Annotated in this window: 14 protein-coding genes and 2 pseudogenes; 4 read left to right on the top strand and 12 right to left on the bottom strand. The window is 62.6% G+C overall.

The annotated features are described in order from the left end of the window. From cheY to fliD, 12 genes and pseudogenes are all read right to left on the bottom strand, one after another. Positions 1-390, bottom strand: coding sequence for a chemotaxis response regulator CheY (gene cheY, locus CU110_RS07730; RefSeq protein WP_077376199.1), 390 nt, complete (start codon positions 388-390; stop codon positions 1-3). A gap of 20 nt (positions 391-410) precedes the next feature. Then, positions 411-1,378 (bottom strand): annotated as a pseudogene (locus CU110_RS16120) (chemotaxis response regulator protein-glutamate methylesterase). A 114-nt stretch (positions 1,379-1,492) separates the two neighbouring features. Further along, positions 1,493-2,233: pseudogene (locus CU110_RS16830) on the bottom strand (CheR family methyltransferase); the annotation flags it as partial. Beyond that, positions 2,230-3,795, bottom strand: a complete 1,566-nt coding sequence (locus CU110_RS07720; protein ID WP_127735322.1) for a PAS domain-containing methyl-accepting chemotaxis protein — start codon at positions 3,793-3,795, stop codon at positions 2,230-2,232. The gene CU110_RS07720 and the pseudogene CU110_RS16830, both read right to left, overlap by 4 nt. Next, on the bottom strand, positions 3,774-4,334 hold the full coding sequence (locus CU110_RS07715; RefSeq protein WP_127735319.1) for a chemotaxis protein CheW: 561 nt from the start codon (positions 4,332-4,334) through the stop codon (positions 3,774-3,776). Before CU110_RS07715 ends, CU110_RS07720 begins: the two co-directional genes overlap by 22 nt. Next, on the bottom strand, positions 4,267-5,925 hold the full coding sequence (locus CU110_RS07710) for a chemotaxis protein CheW (RefSeq protein WP_127735317.1): 1,659 nt from the start codon (positions 5,923-5,925) through the stop codon (positions 4,267-4,269). The genes CU110_RS07715 and CU110_RS07710 overlap by 68 nt, the downstream gene beginning before the upstream one ends. Then, positions 5,912-6,829 (bottom strand): flagellar motor protein MotB, encoded by a 918-nt coding sequence (gene motB / locus CU110_RS07705; RefSeq protein ID WP_164850311.1) that lies wholly within the window; start codon positions 6,827-6,829, stop codon positions 5,912-5,914. Before motB ends, CU110_RS07710 begins: the two co-directional genes overlap by 14 nt. A gap of 1 nt (position 6,830) precedes the next feature. Further along, positions 6,831-7,700, bottom strand: coding sequence for a flagellar motor stator protein MotA (motA, locus tag CU110_RS07700; protein ID WP_077376180.1), 870 nt, complete (start codon positions 7,698-7,700; stop codon positions 6,831-6,833). A gap of 27 nt (positions 7,701-7,727) precedes the next feature. Next, positions 7,728-8,303, bottom strand: coding sequence for a flagellar transcriptional regulator FlhC (flhC, locus tag CU110_RS07695; RefSeq protein WP_127735311.1), 576 nt, complete (start codon positions 8,301-8,303; stop codon positions 7,728-7,730). Between the two features lie 46 nt (positions 8,304-8,349). Then, positions 8,350-8,727, bottom strand: a complete 378-nt coding sequence (locus tag CU110_RS07690) for a flagellar protein FliT (protein ID WP_127735308.1) — start codon at positions 8,725-8,727, stop codon at positions 8,350-8,352. Continuing rightward, entirely contained in the window at positions 8,724-9,125 is a 402-nt protein-coding gene (gene fliS / locus CU110_RS07685) for a flagellar export chaperone FliS (RefSeq protein ID WP_077376165.1), read from the bottom strand. Before fliS ends, CU110_RS07690 begins: the two co-directional genes overlap by 4 nt. A 32-nt stretch (positions 9,126-9,157) precedes the next feature. Beyond that, positions 9,158-10,570 (bottom strand): flagellar filament capping protein FliD, encoded by a 1,413-nt coding sequence (fliD, locus tag CU110_RS07680; RefSeq protein WP_276317919.1) that lies wholly within the window; start codon positions 10,568-10,570, stop codon positions 9,158-9,160. A 153-nt stretch (positions 10,571-10,723) separates the two neighbouring features. Here fliD and rbsD point away from each other — a divergent pair, with 153 nt between their 5' ends. The 4 genes from rbsD to rbsB are packed head-to-tail and all read left to right on the top strand — an operon-like array spanning position 10,724 to position 14,638. Then, positions 10,724-11,143: a D-ribose pyranase gene (gene rbsD / locus CU110_RS07675; protein ID WP_084208620.1), complete on the top strand. Its 420-nt coding sequence runs from the start codon at positions 10,724-10,726 to the stop codon at positions 11,141-11,143. Then, complete coding sequence (locus CU110_RS07670) at positions 11,143-12,717, top strand: sugar ABC transporter ATP-binding protein (protein WP_127735301.1); 1,575 nt, start codon at positions 11,143-11,145, stop codon at positions 12,715-12,717. Before rbsD ends, CU110_RS07670 begins: the two co-directional genes overlap by 1 nt. Continuing rightward, positions 12,717-13,694, top strand: coding sequence for a ribose ABC transporter permease (gene rbsC, locus CU110_RS07665; RefSeq protein WP_084208619.1), 978 nt, complete (start codon positions 12,717-12,719; stop codon positions 13,692-13,694). Before CU110_RS07670 ends, rbsC begins: the two co-directional genes overlap by 1 nt. Positions 13,695-13,732: 38 nt before the next feature. Then, positions 13,733-14,638 (top strand): ribose ABC transporter substrate-binding protein RbsB, encoded by a 906-nt coding sequence (rbsB, locus tag CU110_RS07660; RefSeq protein ID WP_240665526.1) that lies wholly within the window; start codon positions 13,733-13,735, stop codon positions 14,636-14,638. Position 14,639: the final 1 nt, after the last annotated feature.

Raw genomic sequence — 14,639 nt, 5'->3', positions numbered from 1 at the left:
CTAGAGGCCGTGCTTCTCGAAGACCTTGGCCAGTTTCTCTTCCAGCACCGCTGCCGTGAACGGCTTGACCACATAACCACTGGCCCCCGCCTGGGCGGCAGCGATGATGTTTTCCTTCTTGGCTTCTGCCGTCACCATCAGCACGGGCAAGCTGGCCAATGCCTCACTGGCGCGGATCTGCCTGAGCATCTGCAGGCCATCCAGATTCGGCATGTTCCAATCCGAGATCACCAGCCCATAGCTTCCCTGGCGCAAGGCTTCCAGCGCCTGCTGACCATCTTCGGCTTCCTCTACATTGGTGAACCCCAGCTCCTTGAGCAGATTGCGCACGATGCGACGCATGGTGGGAAAATCGTCGACGACGAGAATACGCAGGGATGTGTCAGCCATCAGTGGTCAGACTCTCTGGCTCAGACACGCTGCGAGCGCCCCGAAAGCTGGGTCTGGGCCAGGAGGTGGGCACTGATTCGCGTCAGAGGCAGCACCACCTCCGCCGCACCCAGCGCATCTGCCTCACGAGGCATGCCGTAGACCACGCAACTCTGCTCATCCTGCGCGAGGGTATGTGCCCCTGCCTGACGCATCAGCAGCAGTCCTTGAGCGCCATCACGGCCCATGCCCGTGAGTATCACGCCCTGCGCATTGCGTCCGGCTACCCGTGCCACCGACTCGAACAGCACGTCCACCGAAGGACGATGACGATTGACCGGCGGACGCTGATCCAGCGCGATCACATAGTTGGCGCCACTGCGCGCGAGCGTCATATGGGAATCACCGGGGGCGATGTAGGCATGCCCGGGCAGCACGCGCTCTCCGTGCTCCGCCTCCTTGACGGCAATGCGGCAGAGGCCATCGAGGCGCTGGGCAAAGGAACGCGTGAACCCCGGCGGCATGTGCTGAGTGATCAGAACCGCCGGTGCATCGGCGGGCAGCGGTTCCAGCACGGCACGGATGGCCTCGGTGCCGCCCGTCGAGGCACCCAGCACGATCAGCTTCTCGCTTGAAAGCAGCGGACGACCATGGGGCGGACCCGAGCCTGGGCTGCGGCACGAATCTTGTCGGCGATCACATCGGCATATTCCAGCATGCCACCCCGAATCCCCAGGCGCGGCTTGGACACGAAATCCACGGCTCCGAGCTCCAGGGCACGCAGGGTGATTTCGCCACCGCGTTCGGTCAGCGACGAGACCATCACGACCGGCATCGGCCGCAGGCGCATCAGGCGCTCCAGAAACTCGAGACCGTCCATGCGCGGCATTTCCACATCCAGGGTCAGGACATCCGGGTCGTGACGCTTGATCAGGTCTCTGGCCACCAGCGGGTCCGGCGCACTGGCGATCACCTCCATGTCTGGCTGCGCATTGATGATCTCGCTCATCAGCTCGCGGATCAGTGCGGAATCGTCGACACACAGCACACGAATCGACAGGGTATAGACGGTCTGGCCGCGCAGCGTGAAGGCGTCATTGAGCCAGGAGAAGTTCTCGGAATGGCCGGCGAACAGCAGTCCATCCGGCTTGAGCATCAAGGCAAAGCGATCCAGCAGGCGCGATTGCGTCGCCTTGTCGAAATAGATCATGACGTTGCGACAGAAGATCGCGTCAAATCCATTGCCCAGCCCCCACTGAGCATCAAGCAGATTCAGCTGGCGATAACGCACCAGACGTCGAATCTCGGGTTTGACTCGGACCAGCCCCTCTCGGCGACCGCTGCCGCGCAGCAAGAAGCGCTTGCAGCGCTCATCCCCCAGCTTGGCGATGCGCTCGAGGGGATAGACCCCGGCTTCGGCCTCGTTGAGGGCATCGGTGTCGATATCCGTGGCGATCAGCTCCACCTGGTCCGCCGCAGCGCCGAGCACCTCACGCAGTACCATCGCGATCGAATAGGGCTCTTCGCCCGTGGAGGCCGCCGCACACCAGATGCGCAACTTGCCCCCTCGCGCCTGCAGGCGTTGCTCGAGGAAATGACTCAGCAGGGTGAAGTGATGAGGCTCGCGGAAAAAGGCGGTGAGATTGGTCGTCAGCGCGTTGATGAAGGCTGGCCATTCATCCTTGGCTCCGGACGCGCGACCGCCTTCCAGCATCGCCAGATAATCGCTGAAACGGGTGAGCCCATGCAGCCGCAGACGGCGAGACAGCCGGCTGTAGACCATCTCGCGCTTGTGACGCGCCAGCACGATGCCCGCTCGCTGATAGATCAGACGCGCGATCCGGGCAAAATCGTCTTCCGTCATCTCCAGATCACGCGCAAGGGCGAGCGCGCTGGCACGCGCTCAGGCCCTTCGCCACCGAAGCGAAACACGTTGACGGCATGCGACAGCCCGGCCACCGAGCCCTCCAGGTCCTGCGCGAGATGGGCGCTGCTCTGAACGCGCTGGGCGTTCTGCTGTGTCGCCTGCTCCATCTCGTTGATGGCCATGTTGATCTGCTCGATCCCGCCGGATTGTTCCCGCGAGGCCGCGGAGATTTCGGCGATCAGATCATTGACGCGCGAAATGCCCGCCACGATGTCCACCATGGTGGCACGTGCCTCATCGACACGGGTGCCGCCTGCATGAATCTCGCGTTGAGTCGTGTCGATCAGCGACTTGATCTGACGAGCCGCCTCGGCACTGCGTGAGGCAAGGTTGCGCACCTCACCGGCCACGACGGCGAATCCGCGCCCATGTTCTCCGGCTCTCGCCGCTTCCACCGAGGCATTGAGTGCCAGCAGGTTGGTCTGGAAGGCGATCGAATCGATGACCTTGATGATGTCAGCCATCTGCCGCGAAGTGGCGGTGATGCCTTGCATGCGTTCGACCACGGCCTGCATCGCCTCGTCCCCCTCGCGGGAGGCACGGGTGGTCTGGTCGGCCAGACGCGATGCCTGGCTGGCATTGTCGGCGTTCTGGCGGACCGTGCCGGTCATCTGCTCCATGCTGGCAGCCGTTTCCTCAAGCGAAGCGGCCTGCTGTTCGACGCGGGACGAGAAATCCTGATTGCCGTGGCTGATATCCGTCGCGGCCGGTCGCACGATACTGATCCCGGCATTGACCTCACTGACGATCCCCACCAGCGACTTGCGCATGCTGTCCAGTGACTGGACCAGCCGTGCCACCTCATCACTGCCCTCCAGCACCATCGATTGGGATAGGTTGCCGGCCGCCACCTGGCGTGCGAAATCCAGCGTGCGTCTCAGAGGGCGTACCAGGCGCTGATAGGTATGAACCCCCAGCTGACTCGATTCCAGCAGTTCCAGCGCTGAAATGCCCAACACGAGGCTCGCCCCGACCGGCAGCAACACCAGTGACGCGATACGGCGTGCCAGTCGCCACCGTGCAAATCGCCGGAAGATGCCCGACACACCGGTGCTGATGATCTGTCCGCGCAACAGGCGATAGCCACCCTCACCCGCCTCCATGGCCCGATAGACACGCTCGGCACGCTCGATCTGCTCACGGCTGGCCTTGACCCGTACCGAGGCAAACCCCATCACCTCGCCGTTTTCCATCAACGGCGTGACGCAGGCATCCACCCAATAGAAGTCGCCATCCTTGCGTCGGTTCTTGACCAGCCCCTGCCAGTTCTTGCCACTCTTCAGGGTGGACCAGAGATTCTCGAAGGCCGCCTCGGGCATTTGCGGGTGCCGCACCAGATTGTGCGGCGCGCCGATCAACTCATCGCGCGTGAAACCACTGACCTCGATGAACACCGAGTTGGCGTAGGTAATTCGCCCCTGAAGATCCGTTCTGGAAATCAGATAATCATGCTCGCCAATGGGATATTCCCTGGCAGTCACCGGCTGATTGTTTCGCATGTCCCTTCATTGCCCTCGGCCTCAGGGTCCATCAAGGCCATTTCCTCGCTGGTCATCATGCGTTCGATGTCCATGATCAACAGCATGTGTTCATTGACCGTCGCCAGCCCTGCAAGGAAGTCACTTTTCAGGCGTGCTCCGAATTCAGGCGGCGGCAGCAGCTGGTCTGCCGCGAGGCTGATCACGTCCGAGACACCATCCACGACGATGCCCACCACACGCGCCCCGAGGTTGATCACGATCACGACAGTCTGTGCGGTGTACTCGGCTGCCCCGAGATTGAATTTCAGACGCAGATCGACGATCGGTACGATGACACCACGCAGATTGGTCACGCCCTTGATGAAGGCCGGCGCATTGGCGATACGCGTGACATTCTCGTAACCGCGGATCTCCTGGACCTTGAGGATATCGACGGCGTAATGCTCCTCGCCAAGGCTGAACACCAGATACTGGCCGCCGTCACTGGCGCTACTGGCGTGATCCTGCGCCAGACCGACATCTGAGTGCTGGGTGCTCGAAAACCGTGTGCTCGTCATGCTGATATCCTGTCAGTGACGATGGCGTCACGAGCCGATGCAGGTCATGGACATCCAGGATCAGGGACACACGCCCATCTCCCAGAATGGTCGCCGAGGACACGCCAGGCACCTTGCGATAGTTCTTCTCCAGATTCTTGACCACGACCTGTTGCTGCCCGATCAGCTCATCGACCAGCAAGGCATATTGGCGACCCTTGCCTTGCACCACGACCACGATGCCCTCTTCAGGCCGTGTTCTGGCACCCGGCACGTCGAAAACCTCATACAAGGCCACCAGGCCGAGATACTCTTCGCGCACCTTGAGCAGCCGGTCACTTCCCACCATGCTGAACAGCATGTCACTCGTCGGCTGCAGGGATTCCACCACCGCGGACAGCGGCAGAATATAGATCTCCTCGCCGGCGCGAATGGCCATGCCTTCCAGAATCGCCAACGTCAGCGGGAGCACGATCCGCGTCGTGGTGCCGCTGCCCTTGCGCGACGCAAGCTCGACATGCCCACCCATCGCCTGGATGTTGCGCTTGACCACATCCATCCCCACGCCCCGCCCGGAGACATCACTGACCTGCTGTGCGGTGGAGAAGCCCGGCGCGAAGATCAGCTGCCAGACCTCGTCATCGCTCAAGCCGTCATCCACCGCCATCCCGTGGCTGCGTGCCTTGGCCAGAATGCGCGCGCGATCCAGCCCGGCGCCATCGTCCATGACCTCGATGACGATGTTGCCGCCCTGGTGGCGCGCCGATAGCGTCAGGGTACCTTGGGCGGACTTGCCCTGAGCCTGGCGAACGTCAGGCAATTCAATGCCATGATCGAGACTGTTGCGCACCAGATGGGTCAGCGGGTCGATGATCCGCTCGATCAGACTCTTGTCCAGCTCGGTGTCATGGCCATGACTGACCAGCTCGACCTGCTTGCCGAGTCGTCCGGCAAGGTCACGGATCAGCCGCGGGAAACGCGAGAAGACATAATCCATCGGCATCATGCGCACGGACATGACCGCCTCCTGCAGATCACGCGCATTGCGTTGCAGCTGGCTGATGCCACTGACCAGCGCCGCGTGATCCAGTGGCGAGCTGGCGCAGGCTGTCTGTTCGAGCATCGACTGCGTGATGATCAGCTCGCCCACCAGATTGATGATGGTATCCACCTTGTCGACCCCCACCCGAATCGACCCGTGCTCCTGCGGGACATCCGTGGCACGCCGTCCCTCCTCGGCCAGTTGCTTGAGCACACTGACGATGTGCGCATAGGCCTCCGGATCTGGCGTCTGCGCATTGCGATACGCTTCCAGTTGATCTTCCAGCATGTCCTTGGTCTCCAGGAAGCGATCGATATGCGCTGCCCGCAGCACAAGTTCTCCACGGCGCGCATGGTCAAGCAGGTTCTCGAGATGATGGGTCGTCTCTTGCAATACGCTGAAACCGAAGGTCGCAGCGCCGCCCTTGATGGAGTGGGCAGCACGAAAGATCGCATTGAGCTGCTCGGCATCCGGGGTCTCGACATCCAGCGCCAGCAGCTGCTTTTCCATCTCCGCCAGCAGCTCCCGCGCCTCCTCGAAGAAGGTGTCGTAAAATTCACTGATGTCCATGTGCGCTCTCGGGACTTGCCAGCTGTTCGAGGCGCGCCCTGAGGCTATCGATGTTCTCTGCCGGGCGCGGATTGACCCCGTTGCTGTCAGTGATTTCGCGATAGGCGGTGTGACTGAGCACCATCAGGCTGATGCGTCGGTTCACGGCGGCCTGCGGGTCCTGGCTGTCCAGACTGATGCGTGACCCCATTCCGACGACACGCACGATGCGATCGACCGCCAGCCCATGCGCGACCAGCACTCGGCGCGCGACATTGGCACGATCAGTGGACAGCTCCCAGTTGCCATAGCCTCCCTCACCGACAAAGGGACGATTGTCGGTGTGTCCGGTGATGCTCAGGTGATTGGGCAGGCGCGCCAGAATCGGCGCCAGCAGGGACAGCAGTTGGGAAAGCTGTGCCGAGGGCTGCTTGCTGCCGAGGGCAAACATCGGATGCTGATCACTGTCCGTGATCTGGATACGCAGGCCTTCCGCGGTCAGCTCGATCTGCAGCTGCTCGCGCAGCTCAGCAAGCGATGGGTCTTCACGCATCTGCTGCGACATGATGCTGTCGATCTCGTCACGGATATCCGCGAAACGCGCCTCTTCCGCCAGTGCCTGACGCTGCATGCGCGAGACATCCGCGCCCTTCTCCCCCTGGACTTCCTCGGCCATGAATCCCCCACCGGGAATGGCACTGCTGGAGGCGGAGTTGCGATCACCGCCCAGCAGCGAGATTTCCAGCGGCGCACCGAAGTAGTCGGAGATTTCCCTGAGGTCTTCATCAGAGGCATTCGAGATCACCCACATCACCAGGAAGAAGGCCATCATCGCCGTCATGAAGTCGGCGTAGGCAATCTTCCAGCCGCCGCCGTGATGGCCCTTCACGATCTTGGGTCGCTTGATGACGATCGGTCTGCGCATGTCAGCCGGCTCCCTTGTTCTTGATGTCGCGAACATGTTCTTCCAGCTCATTGAAGCTGGGGCGTTCGGCGGTGAACAGCGCCTTGCGGCCAAACTCGACGGAAATCTGCGGCGCATAGCCATTGAGCGAGGCCATCAGGATGACGCGGATGCACTGCATCATCTTCACGGCCTCATGCACTTCGTGCTGGATCTTGTTGGCCACCGGCGTCACGAACCCATAGGCCAGCAGAATCCCCAGGAAGGTGCCGACCATGGCATTGGCGATCAGGACGCCAAGCTGAGCAGCGCCCTGATCCGCGGAGGCCAGCGCATGCACGACCCCCATGACGGCAGCCACGATCCCGAAGGCAGGCAGTCCGTCCGCCACCGCAGACAACGAATGGACCGGGATCTCGGTCTCGTGCTTGAAGGTCTCGATCTCATGCTCCATCAGGGATTCCAACTCGAAGGGGTCCATGTTGCCGCTGACCATCAAGCGCAGATAATCCGTGATGAAGTTCATCAGAATCGGGTCCGACAGCACGCGCGGATACTCCGCGAACAGCGCACTCTCCTGGGGATTGTCGATATCCTGCTCGATGGCCAGCATGCCCTGCTGGCGCGACTTGGAAAGCAGCAGATACAGCAGGCTGATGACTTCCATGTACAACGACTTGTTGTAACCGCGCGTTCGCTTGAGTCTGGAGAACGCCTTGCCGGTCGCCTTGATGGCCTTGCCATTGTTGCCCGCCAGGAAGGCACCTACCGCCGAGCCGAAGATGATCAACAGCTCAGCGGGCTGCATCAGCACCGCCAGATGCCCCCCCACCATCAGATACCCACCTAGGGTCGACCCGATCACCACCAGATAACCTATGAAAAGCAACACAACCACCCCCTTGGCATGCGATCGACCTCACGTCTCAACGGTTATCGGCCGCACGTGGGAGGTCTTGAGGGTCATGTGGGAATCCCGAGCCTTGCGACGCGCCGCTGTCTTCCCGGCACGGGAAGGCGGCTGGCAGATACCGCACACGTAATCATGCGAGGGGGTATGGGCATGAATCACGAAGTGGCCGGTACAGGTCTGGCAGGTCGCCAGGTCCAGCAGTTCACTCTCGAAGAAGCGCACCAGTGTCCAGGCGCGGGTCAGCGCCAGTACCGGCTCCTCCTCCCCCACGTGCTCGAGGTAGAAGCGATACGCCTTGACGAAGGCATCCATGCGCGGCACACCCTGGGAGCGCAGGCGACGATAGAAGCCATGGAAGAGGGACGCGTGCAGGTTGGGCTGCCAGGTCATGAACCAATCCGTGGAAAACGGCAGCATGCCCTTGGGCGGGGAGACGCCGCGCACCTCCTTGTACAGCTTCACCAGACGCGCACGACTGATTTCCGTCTCTGTCTCGAGCACCTGCAGACGAGCCCCCAGCTCGATCAATTCGACCGCCAGCTGCAGCTGCTGCAATTCATCCACCAGACTCTTCTGACTCATTGTCCAGCACCGCCCAGGCGGGTGACCGAGCCCGCCTGACGTGCATTCAACAACATGGCCGTGTGCATGGCACCGAAATCCTGGTCGCGCCCTGTCCGTAACTGCGCGCCAGCTTGCGCCGAGTCCCCACATCGCCAAGCACTTCCTGCAACTGCGCCTTGCGCGCATTGAGCAGCGTCGTCAGCTCCGCCTCCATGCTCGTCAGCCCCTTCAGCTGACGCTCAAGATACTCACGAGCCTCCGCGCTGCCGGAATCCGGCATGCGCAGCGATTGCATCTGCTCGATATAGCGCGTCTGACCCTGTATGACACCCGGCCAGTCTCCTGCGCGCGCTGCCACCAGCATGTTGGACATCTGAGTGAAGAGCGCATCGCATAGAGCGGACGCTTCATCCACTGATGGCGCATCGATTTCCATGATCATGACTGTCCCTTGTCGTGAGCCGCGATCTGACGCCAGGCCTCGCCCAGCTCGCTGAGCAGGCGGCGCGCTTCATCCAGCTTCTCCACACTGTTGGACAGATTGGCCTGGAGCAGCAAGCGGGCAATGTAGTCATACATACGATCCAGGTTGGCGGCGACGTCGGCTCCCTGCTCGTGATCCAGACAGGCACGCAACCCATCGGTGATGATGTTGATGGCCTTGGTCAGAGATTGTCCCTTGGCCACGATATCGCCTGCCTCCATCTGCAGACGGGCCGCGGCCAAGGTGCGATCAGCTCCCTCGAACAGCATCACGATCAGCTGGTGGGGACTGGCAGACAGGACTCCGGATTCCACGCCGACACGGGCGTAGGCATTGGCCCCACGATAGCGACTCATGACGTTTGTCTTCCTTTGTTCATAGCGTCCGGCTAGTCGGTCAGGTTCCAGCTGTTTTCCAGAGTTTCCAGCTGTCCCGTCAGGTAATCGCTGGTCGAGGTCAGATTGGCGACCAGAATGTCCAGTGCCGTGAACTGTTCCCGGTAGCGCTCGATGGTGGCGTCAATGGTGGTCTCGGTCTGCTCGTACTGACTCTCGAGACTTTCCAGCGAGCTTTCGATGCTTTCGGTCGTGTTCTCGAGGGTACCGTCATCGCCGACCACCTGATCCAGCAGGCCAGCCATCTGACTTGCGAAGCCCACGCTTCCCGCTTCGCTGTCCGAGATGAAGAAGCCGGACATGGCGGCCAGCTGCGTGGCATCCGCCTCATCGATCATGGCGCTGTCGAACTCAAGCTTGCCATCGTCCGTGCGAGTGACTCCCAGCGAGGACAGCGCATAGAAGTCCCCCTCACTGGTGAAATTCAGCGCCGAGGTGAGCCGGCTCTCGATGGTTCGCAGCGTCGAATCGCCCAGCAACTCGCCCGCCGTGCCTTCATCGGCATTGAAGGCGGTGTAGTTGTCGATGGTCTTCTGCAATTCGTTGTAAGCGGTGACGAAGGCCTGCAATGCCGAACTCGCCTTTTCCGGGTTCTCGGCCACCGTCACCGTGCTCGGTGTCGTGGTCACGTCGCTCAAGACGAGGCTGAGGCCATCCACGGCATCGTCGATCTCATTGGAGGTGCTGTGCATGGCGATGCCATTGACACTGAAGCTGGCATCCAGCGGCTCCACCACCTGCTCGACCTGACTCGCGGATGGCGCGGCGGGGTCGAAGCCAAGCAGGTCCTCCAGCGCCGGCTCTTCACCGCTGGTCGACAGGCTGATGACGGAGTCCTTGCCGGTCTCCCGGGAGGTCAGCACCAGACGATACGGCGAGTCAGAGCCGTCGTTGACGATGGAGGCGCTGACCTCAAGCCCTGCCGCATTGATGGCATCTCGGATGCCTTCCAGACTGTTGTTGCTGGAGTCGATCACGATCTCGGCGGTGCGCTCGGCGTCCGCCACATAGCCATCGTCACTGCCGAGACTTCCAAGCGAGAGCGTCAGCGTGGTGGCCGTCCCGCTCCCGATGGCCTCATCGCGATGGGTCTGACCCCCGGTCGCCAGGCTCTGCGCCTGCGCCAGCTGGGAGACCGAGACCGAATAGCTGCCCGGCTCCGCGATATTGGTGGCGCTGGCACTGACGCCACTGCCACTGGCGGTGGTCGTCATGCCGGCATAGATATCGGGATCAGCCAGGGACGCTGCCGCCGTGTCCAGCGACTCCAGACGACTCTGGATCGTCCCCCAGGCCGACAGCTCCGCCTCGTAGCTGGCCTGCTTGTTGGCAATCGGCGTGAGCTTCTGGCGCTCGGCGCTCTCCAGGTCACTCAGCAGGCCATTGAGGTCAAGCCCCGACCCTATCCCCAGCGACTACAAAAAAGTAGTCGCTCTACAGAGGCTACGACGTTTCGCCTACCGCGCCGCAAACGTTTGCGCGTCATACTGTCGCCCATGGTGAACCCGTCAGGTAAATGACTGGATCGACTCGCCCCTGCCTCATTCAAGGACTGAGACGTGAAACGACAAGGCCTACTCAACGCGCCGCTCAGCGGGCACATCGCTCGCCTCGGCCATACCCAGACCCTGGTGATCGCCGATGCCGGCCTGCCGATTCCCGCCGATATCCCCTGTGTGGATCTGGCGGTCATTCCCGGGCTGCCGGCCATGCTGCCGGTGCTCGACGCCCTGCTTGCAGAGCTGTGCATCGAAGCCGTGACCCATGCCAGCGAGCTGGCTCTCAAGAGCCCGGAGCTTCACGACGCGCTCTCGACCCGCCTGGCCTCACTGGAGCAGCGTGACGCCAAGCCGCTTGAGCGCCATGTGATCGAGCACGAGGCCTTCAAGGCCGAACTCCCCAGGGCCAGCGTGATCGTGCGCACCGGTGAGTGCACGCCCTACGCCAATCTGATCCTGCATTGCGGAGTTCCCTTTTGATGCCGCGCGTGCTGATGGCATTGCGCGGCATCGACAAGGGCTTTTCCGGGGTCAGCGTGCTCAAGGGCGTCGACCTGACGCTGCGCGCCGGCCGCGTGCATGCGCTGGCTGGCGAGAACGGCGCAGGCAAGTCGACGCTGATGAAGATTCTCTCCGGCGTGTATCGCTATGACGCCGGCACCCTGTGGCTTCGCGATGAGGAAGTCATCTTCACCACCCCACGCCAGGCCATGGACAGTCGCATCGCCATCATTCACCAGGAACTCAATCTGGTGCCGGGCCTGTCCGCCGGCGAGAACATATTCCTCGGGCGTGAACCACGCACTGCGCTTGGCACCGTCGACTGGAAGCGCCTGCATGCCGATGCCCGCCAACTGCTGGATCGCCTGCGCCAGACACTGGATTCACGCACCGCCGTCAGTGAACTGAGCATCGGTCAGCAGCAGATGGTGGAGATCGCGCGCGCCCTGTCGCTTGACGCCGAGATCATCATCATGGATGAGCCCACCGATGCCCTGACGGACATCGAGACGGACATCCTGGCCGAGGTGGTCGCGGAGCTGCGCGGTGAGGGACGCTCACTGGTGCTGATCACCCATCGTCTCAACGAGATCTTCAGCATGTGCGATGAAGTCGCCGTGCTGCGTGATGGTCAGATGATCCATCAGGGGCCGACGGCGGAACTGGACGAGGATGGCTTGATTCGCCTGATGGTCGGCCGTGAACTGGCCGAGCGCTATCCCTATACGCCCGCCAGCCCCGATGGCGAGGTGATGCTGGAGGTGAAGGAGCTTCACGCGCCGGGCGTCAATGGCATCAGCTTCTCGGCGCGGCGCGGTGAGGTGCTCGGCTTCGGCGGCCTGATGGGCGCAGGACGCACCGAGCTTGCGCGCGCGCTGTGCGGTGATACCCGCATCGCGGCGGGAAGCGTGACCTTCAACGGACAGTCCGGGCAGTTCCCCTCGCCGGCCGCGGCACTGGCGGCAGGCCTGGTCTATGTGCCGGAAGATCGCAAGCAGTCAGGACTTATTCTGGCGCACTCGGTGGCCAGCAACATGTCTCTCAGTGCCCTGCCGAACTTCTGTGGTGCGCTGGGGCGCATTCGTCACGGCGAGGAAGCCGCCGCGGTCGAGCAGTTCGTCAAGAGCATGCAGATCAAGATCAGCGATACCGCCCAGGCGGTCGATACGCTGTCCGGTGGCAATCAGCAGAAGGTGTCGCTGGCCAAGGCACTAATGCCGGCACCGGAGCTGGTGATTCTCGATGAGCCGACCCGCGGCGTCGATGTCGGCGCCAAGCGCGAGATCTACCTGCTGATCAACGAGCTCAAGCGTCAGGGCAAGTGCATCCTGCTGATCTCCTCCGAGATGCCCGAGCTGCTGGGTCTGGCGGATCGCATTCTCGTGGTGGCCGATGGCCGGATTTCCGGTGAATTCAGCCGCGAGAACGCCACCCAGGAAGCGATCATGACAGCCGCCTCCGGTCTCGAGAGCCCGCTGAGTGCCAGCACTGGCGCCACCCGAGCGACCCCTCCACACACGTCTTCTGATTCCCGCCACGAGATGCCGAACTGATGTCCACTCCCACTTCCTCCGCCGCCGGCGACCGTCGACTCGACATCATGCGCCTGCTGGTCGACAACAAGGCACTGATCGCGCTGGCACTGTTGATCGCCGTCAGCGCCGGCCTGTCCGACAACTTCCTGTCTGCCGACAACCTGCTCAACGTGCTGCGCCAGACCAGCATCAACGCCATCATCGCCATGGGCGTGACCTTCGTCATTCTCACCGCCGGTATCGACCTGTCAGTGGGTGCGGTACTGGCACTGACCGGCGCCTTCGCCGCCTCGATGACCGCCGCCGGCCTGTCACCGTGGCTGAGCGTGCCCGGCACCATCATCGCCGGTGCCGCACTGGGCGCAGTCTCGGGTCTGTTCGTCGCCTTCGGACGCATCCAGGCCTTCATCGTCACCCTGGTGGCGATGACGGTGCTGCGCGGCGCGACGCTGGTCTACACCGATGGTCGCCCGGTCTCCATCGGCGTCAGTGAAGCCGCCGACAGCTTCTGGAACCTGGGCGGCGGCTACTGGATGGGCGTCCCGATTCCCATCTACATGATGTTCTTCGTCTATGTGCTGTGCTGGGGCGTGCTGCATCACACCCGCTTCGGCCGTCACGTCTATGCGGTCGGCGGTGGCGAGAAGGTGGCACGCCTGTCCGGCATCAACGTCAATCGCATCAAGATCAGCGTCTACGCCATCGCGGGTGCCTTCGCGGCACTGGCGGGTGCCATCCTGGCCGCCCGTCTGGGTTCGGCACAGCCGAATGCCGGCACCGGATACGAACTCGACGCCATCGCCGCCGTCGTCATCGGGGGCACCAGCCTGATGGGTGGTCGAGGCCGCATCTTCGGCACCTTGATCGGCGCACTGGTGATCGGGGTCTTGAACAACGCGCTGAACATCATGGGGGTTTCAAGCTACTTCCAGATGATCGCCAAGGGCGCCGTCATCCTGCTCGCGGTACTGATCGACAGCCGCGCCCAGAAATAGCGATTTCATTCCCGGCAGCATCGAAGACCCTCGATCCCGTGCGCCAACCACGGGGAAAACTGCTCGTTTCCTCGCTGACCACCGCCATCACCGCCGCCGGTCTGAGCATGATGCCGGTGCAATCCGCCATGGCGGACAAGATCGCGCTGGTCGTGTCCACACTCAACAACCCGTTCTTCGTCAGCCTGCAGCAGGGTGCCAAGGACAAGGCGGCGGAGCTCGGCCATGAGCTGATCGTGCTGGATTCCAGCAATGACGCCGCACGTGAGCTGTCCAACGTGGAAGACGCCCTGTCACGTGGCGTGGACCTGCTGCTGGTCAACCCGACCGACTCCGACGCCGTCGTCTCCAGCGTGCGTACCGCCAATGCACGCAACGTGCCGGTGGTGACGCTGGATCGTAGCGCCAACGGCGGCCGGATCGCCGCCCACGTGGCCTCCGACAACGTCGCGGGTGGCGAACTGGCCGGCAGCTTCATCGCCGAGAAACTCGGCGGAGAAGGCAAGGTCGTACAGCTAGAGGGCGTGGCCGGTGCCTCCGCGACACGTGACCGTGGGGAAGGCTTCCTCAAGGCCATCGAGGGTCACTCGGACATCAGCCTGATCGCCAGCCAGCCGGCCAACTTCAATCGCACCCAGGGCCTCAACGTGATGGAGAATCTGCTCCAGGCGCATCCTGAGGTGAATGCCGTCTTCGCGCAGAACGATGAAATGGCCCTCGGCGCACAGCGCGCGCTGCAGGCGGCCGGCAAGGACATCCTGCTGGTCGGTTTCGACGGCACCGATGAAGGCATCAAGGCGGTTCAGGCCGGCAAGATGGACGCGACCATCGCGCAGCAACCGTCACTGATCGGCAGTCTCGGCGTGGAAGTCGCCGACAAGCTGCTCAAGGGCGAGGATGTCGACAAGACCACCGACGTGCCGCTCAAGCTGATCACCGAGTAAG

It is taken from the genome of Cobetia sp. ICG0124 (assembly GCF_004006355.1).
GTDB lineage: Bacteria > Pseudomonadota > Gammaproteobacteria > Pseudomonadales > Halomonadaceae > Cobetia > Cobetia marina.
The sequence above is the reverse complement of the archived record's forward strand: the minus strand, read 5'-3'. Positions and strand labels throughout refer to the sequence as shown.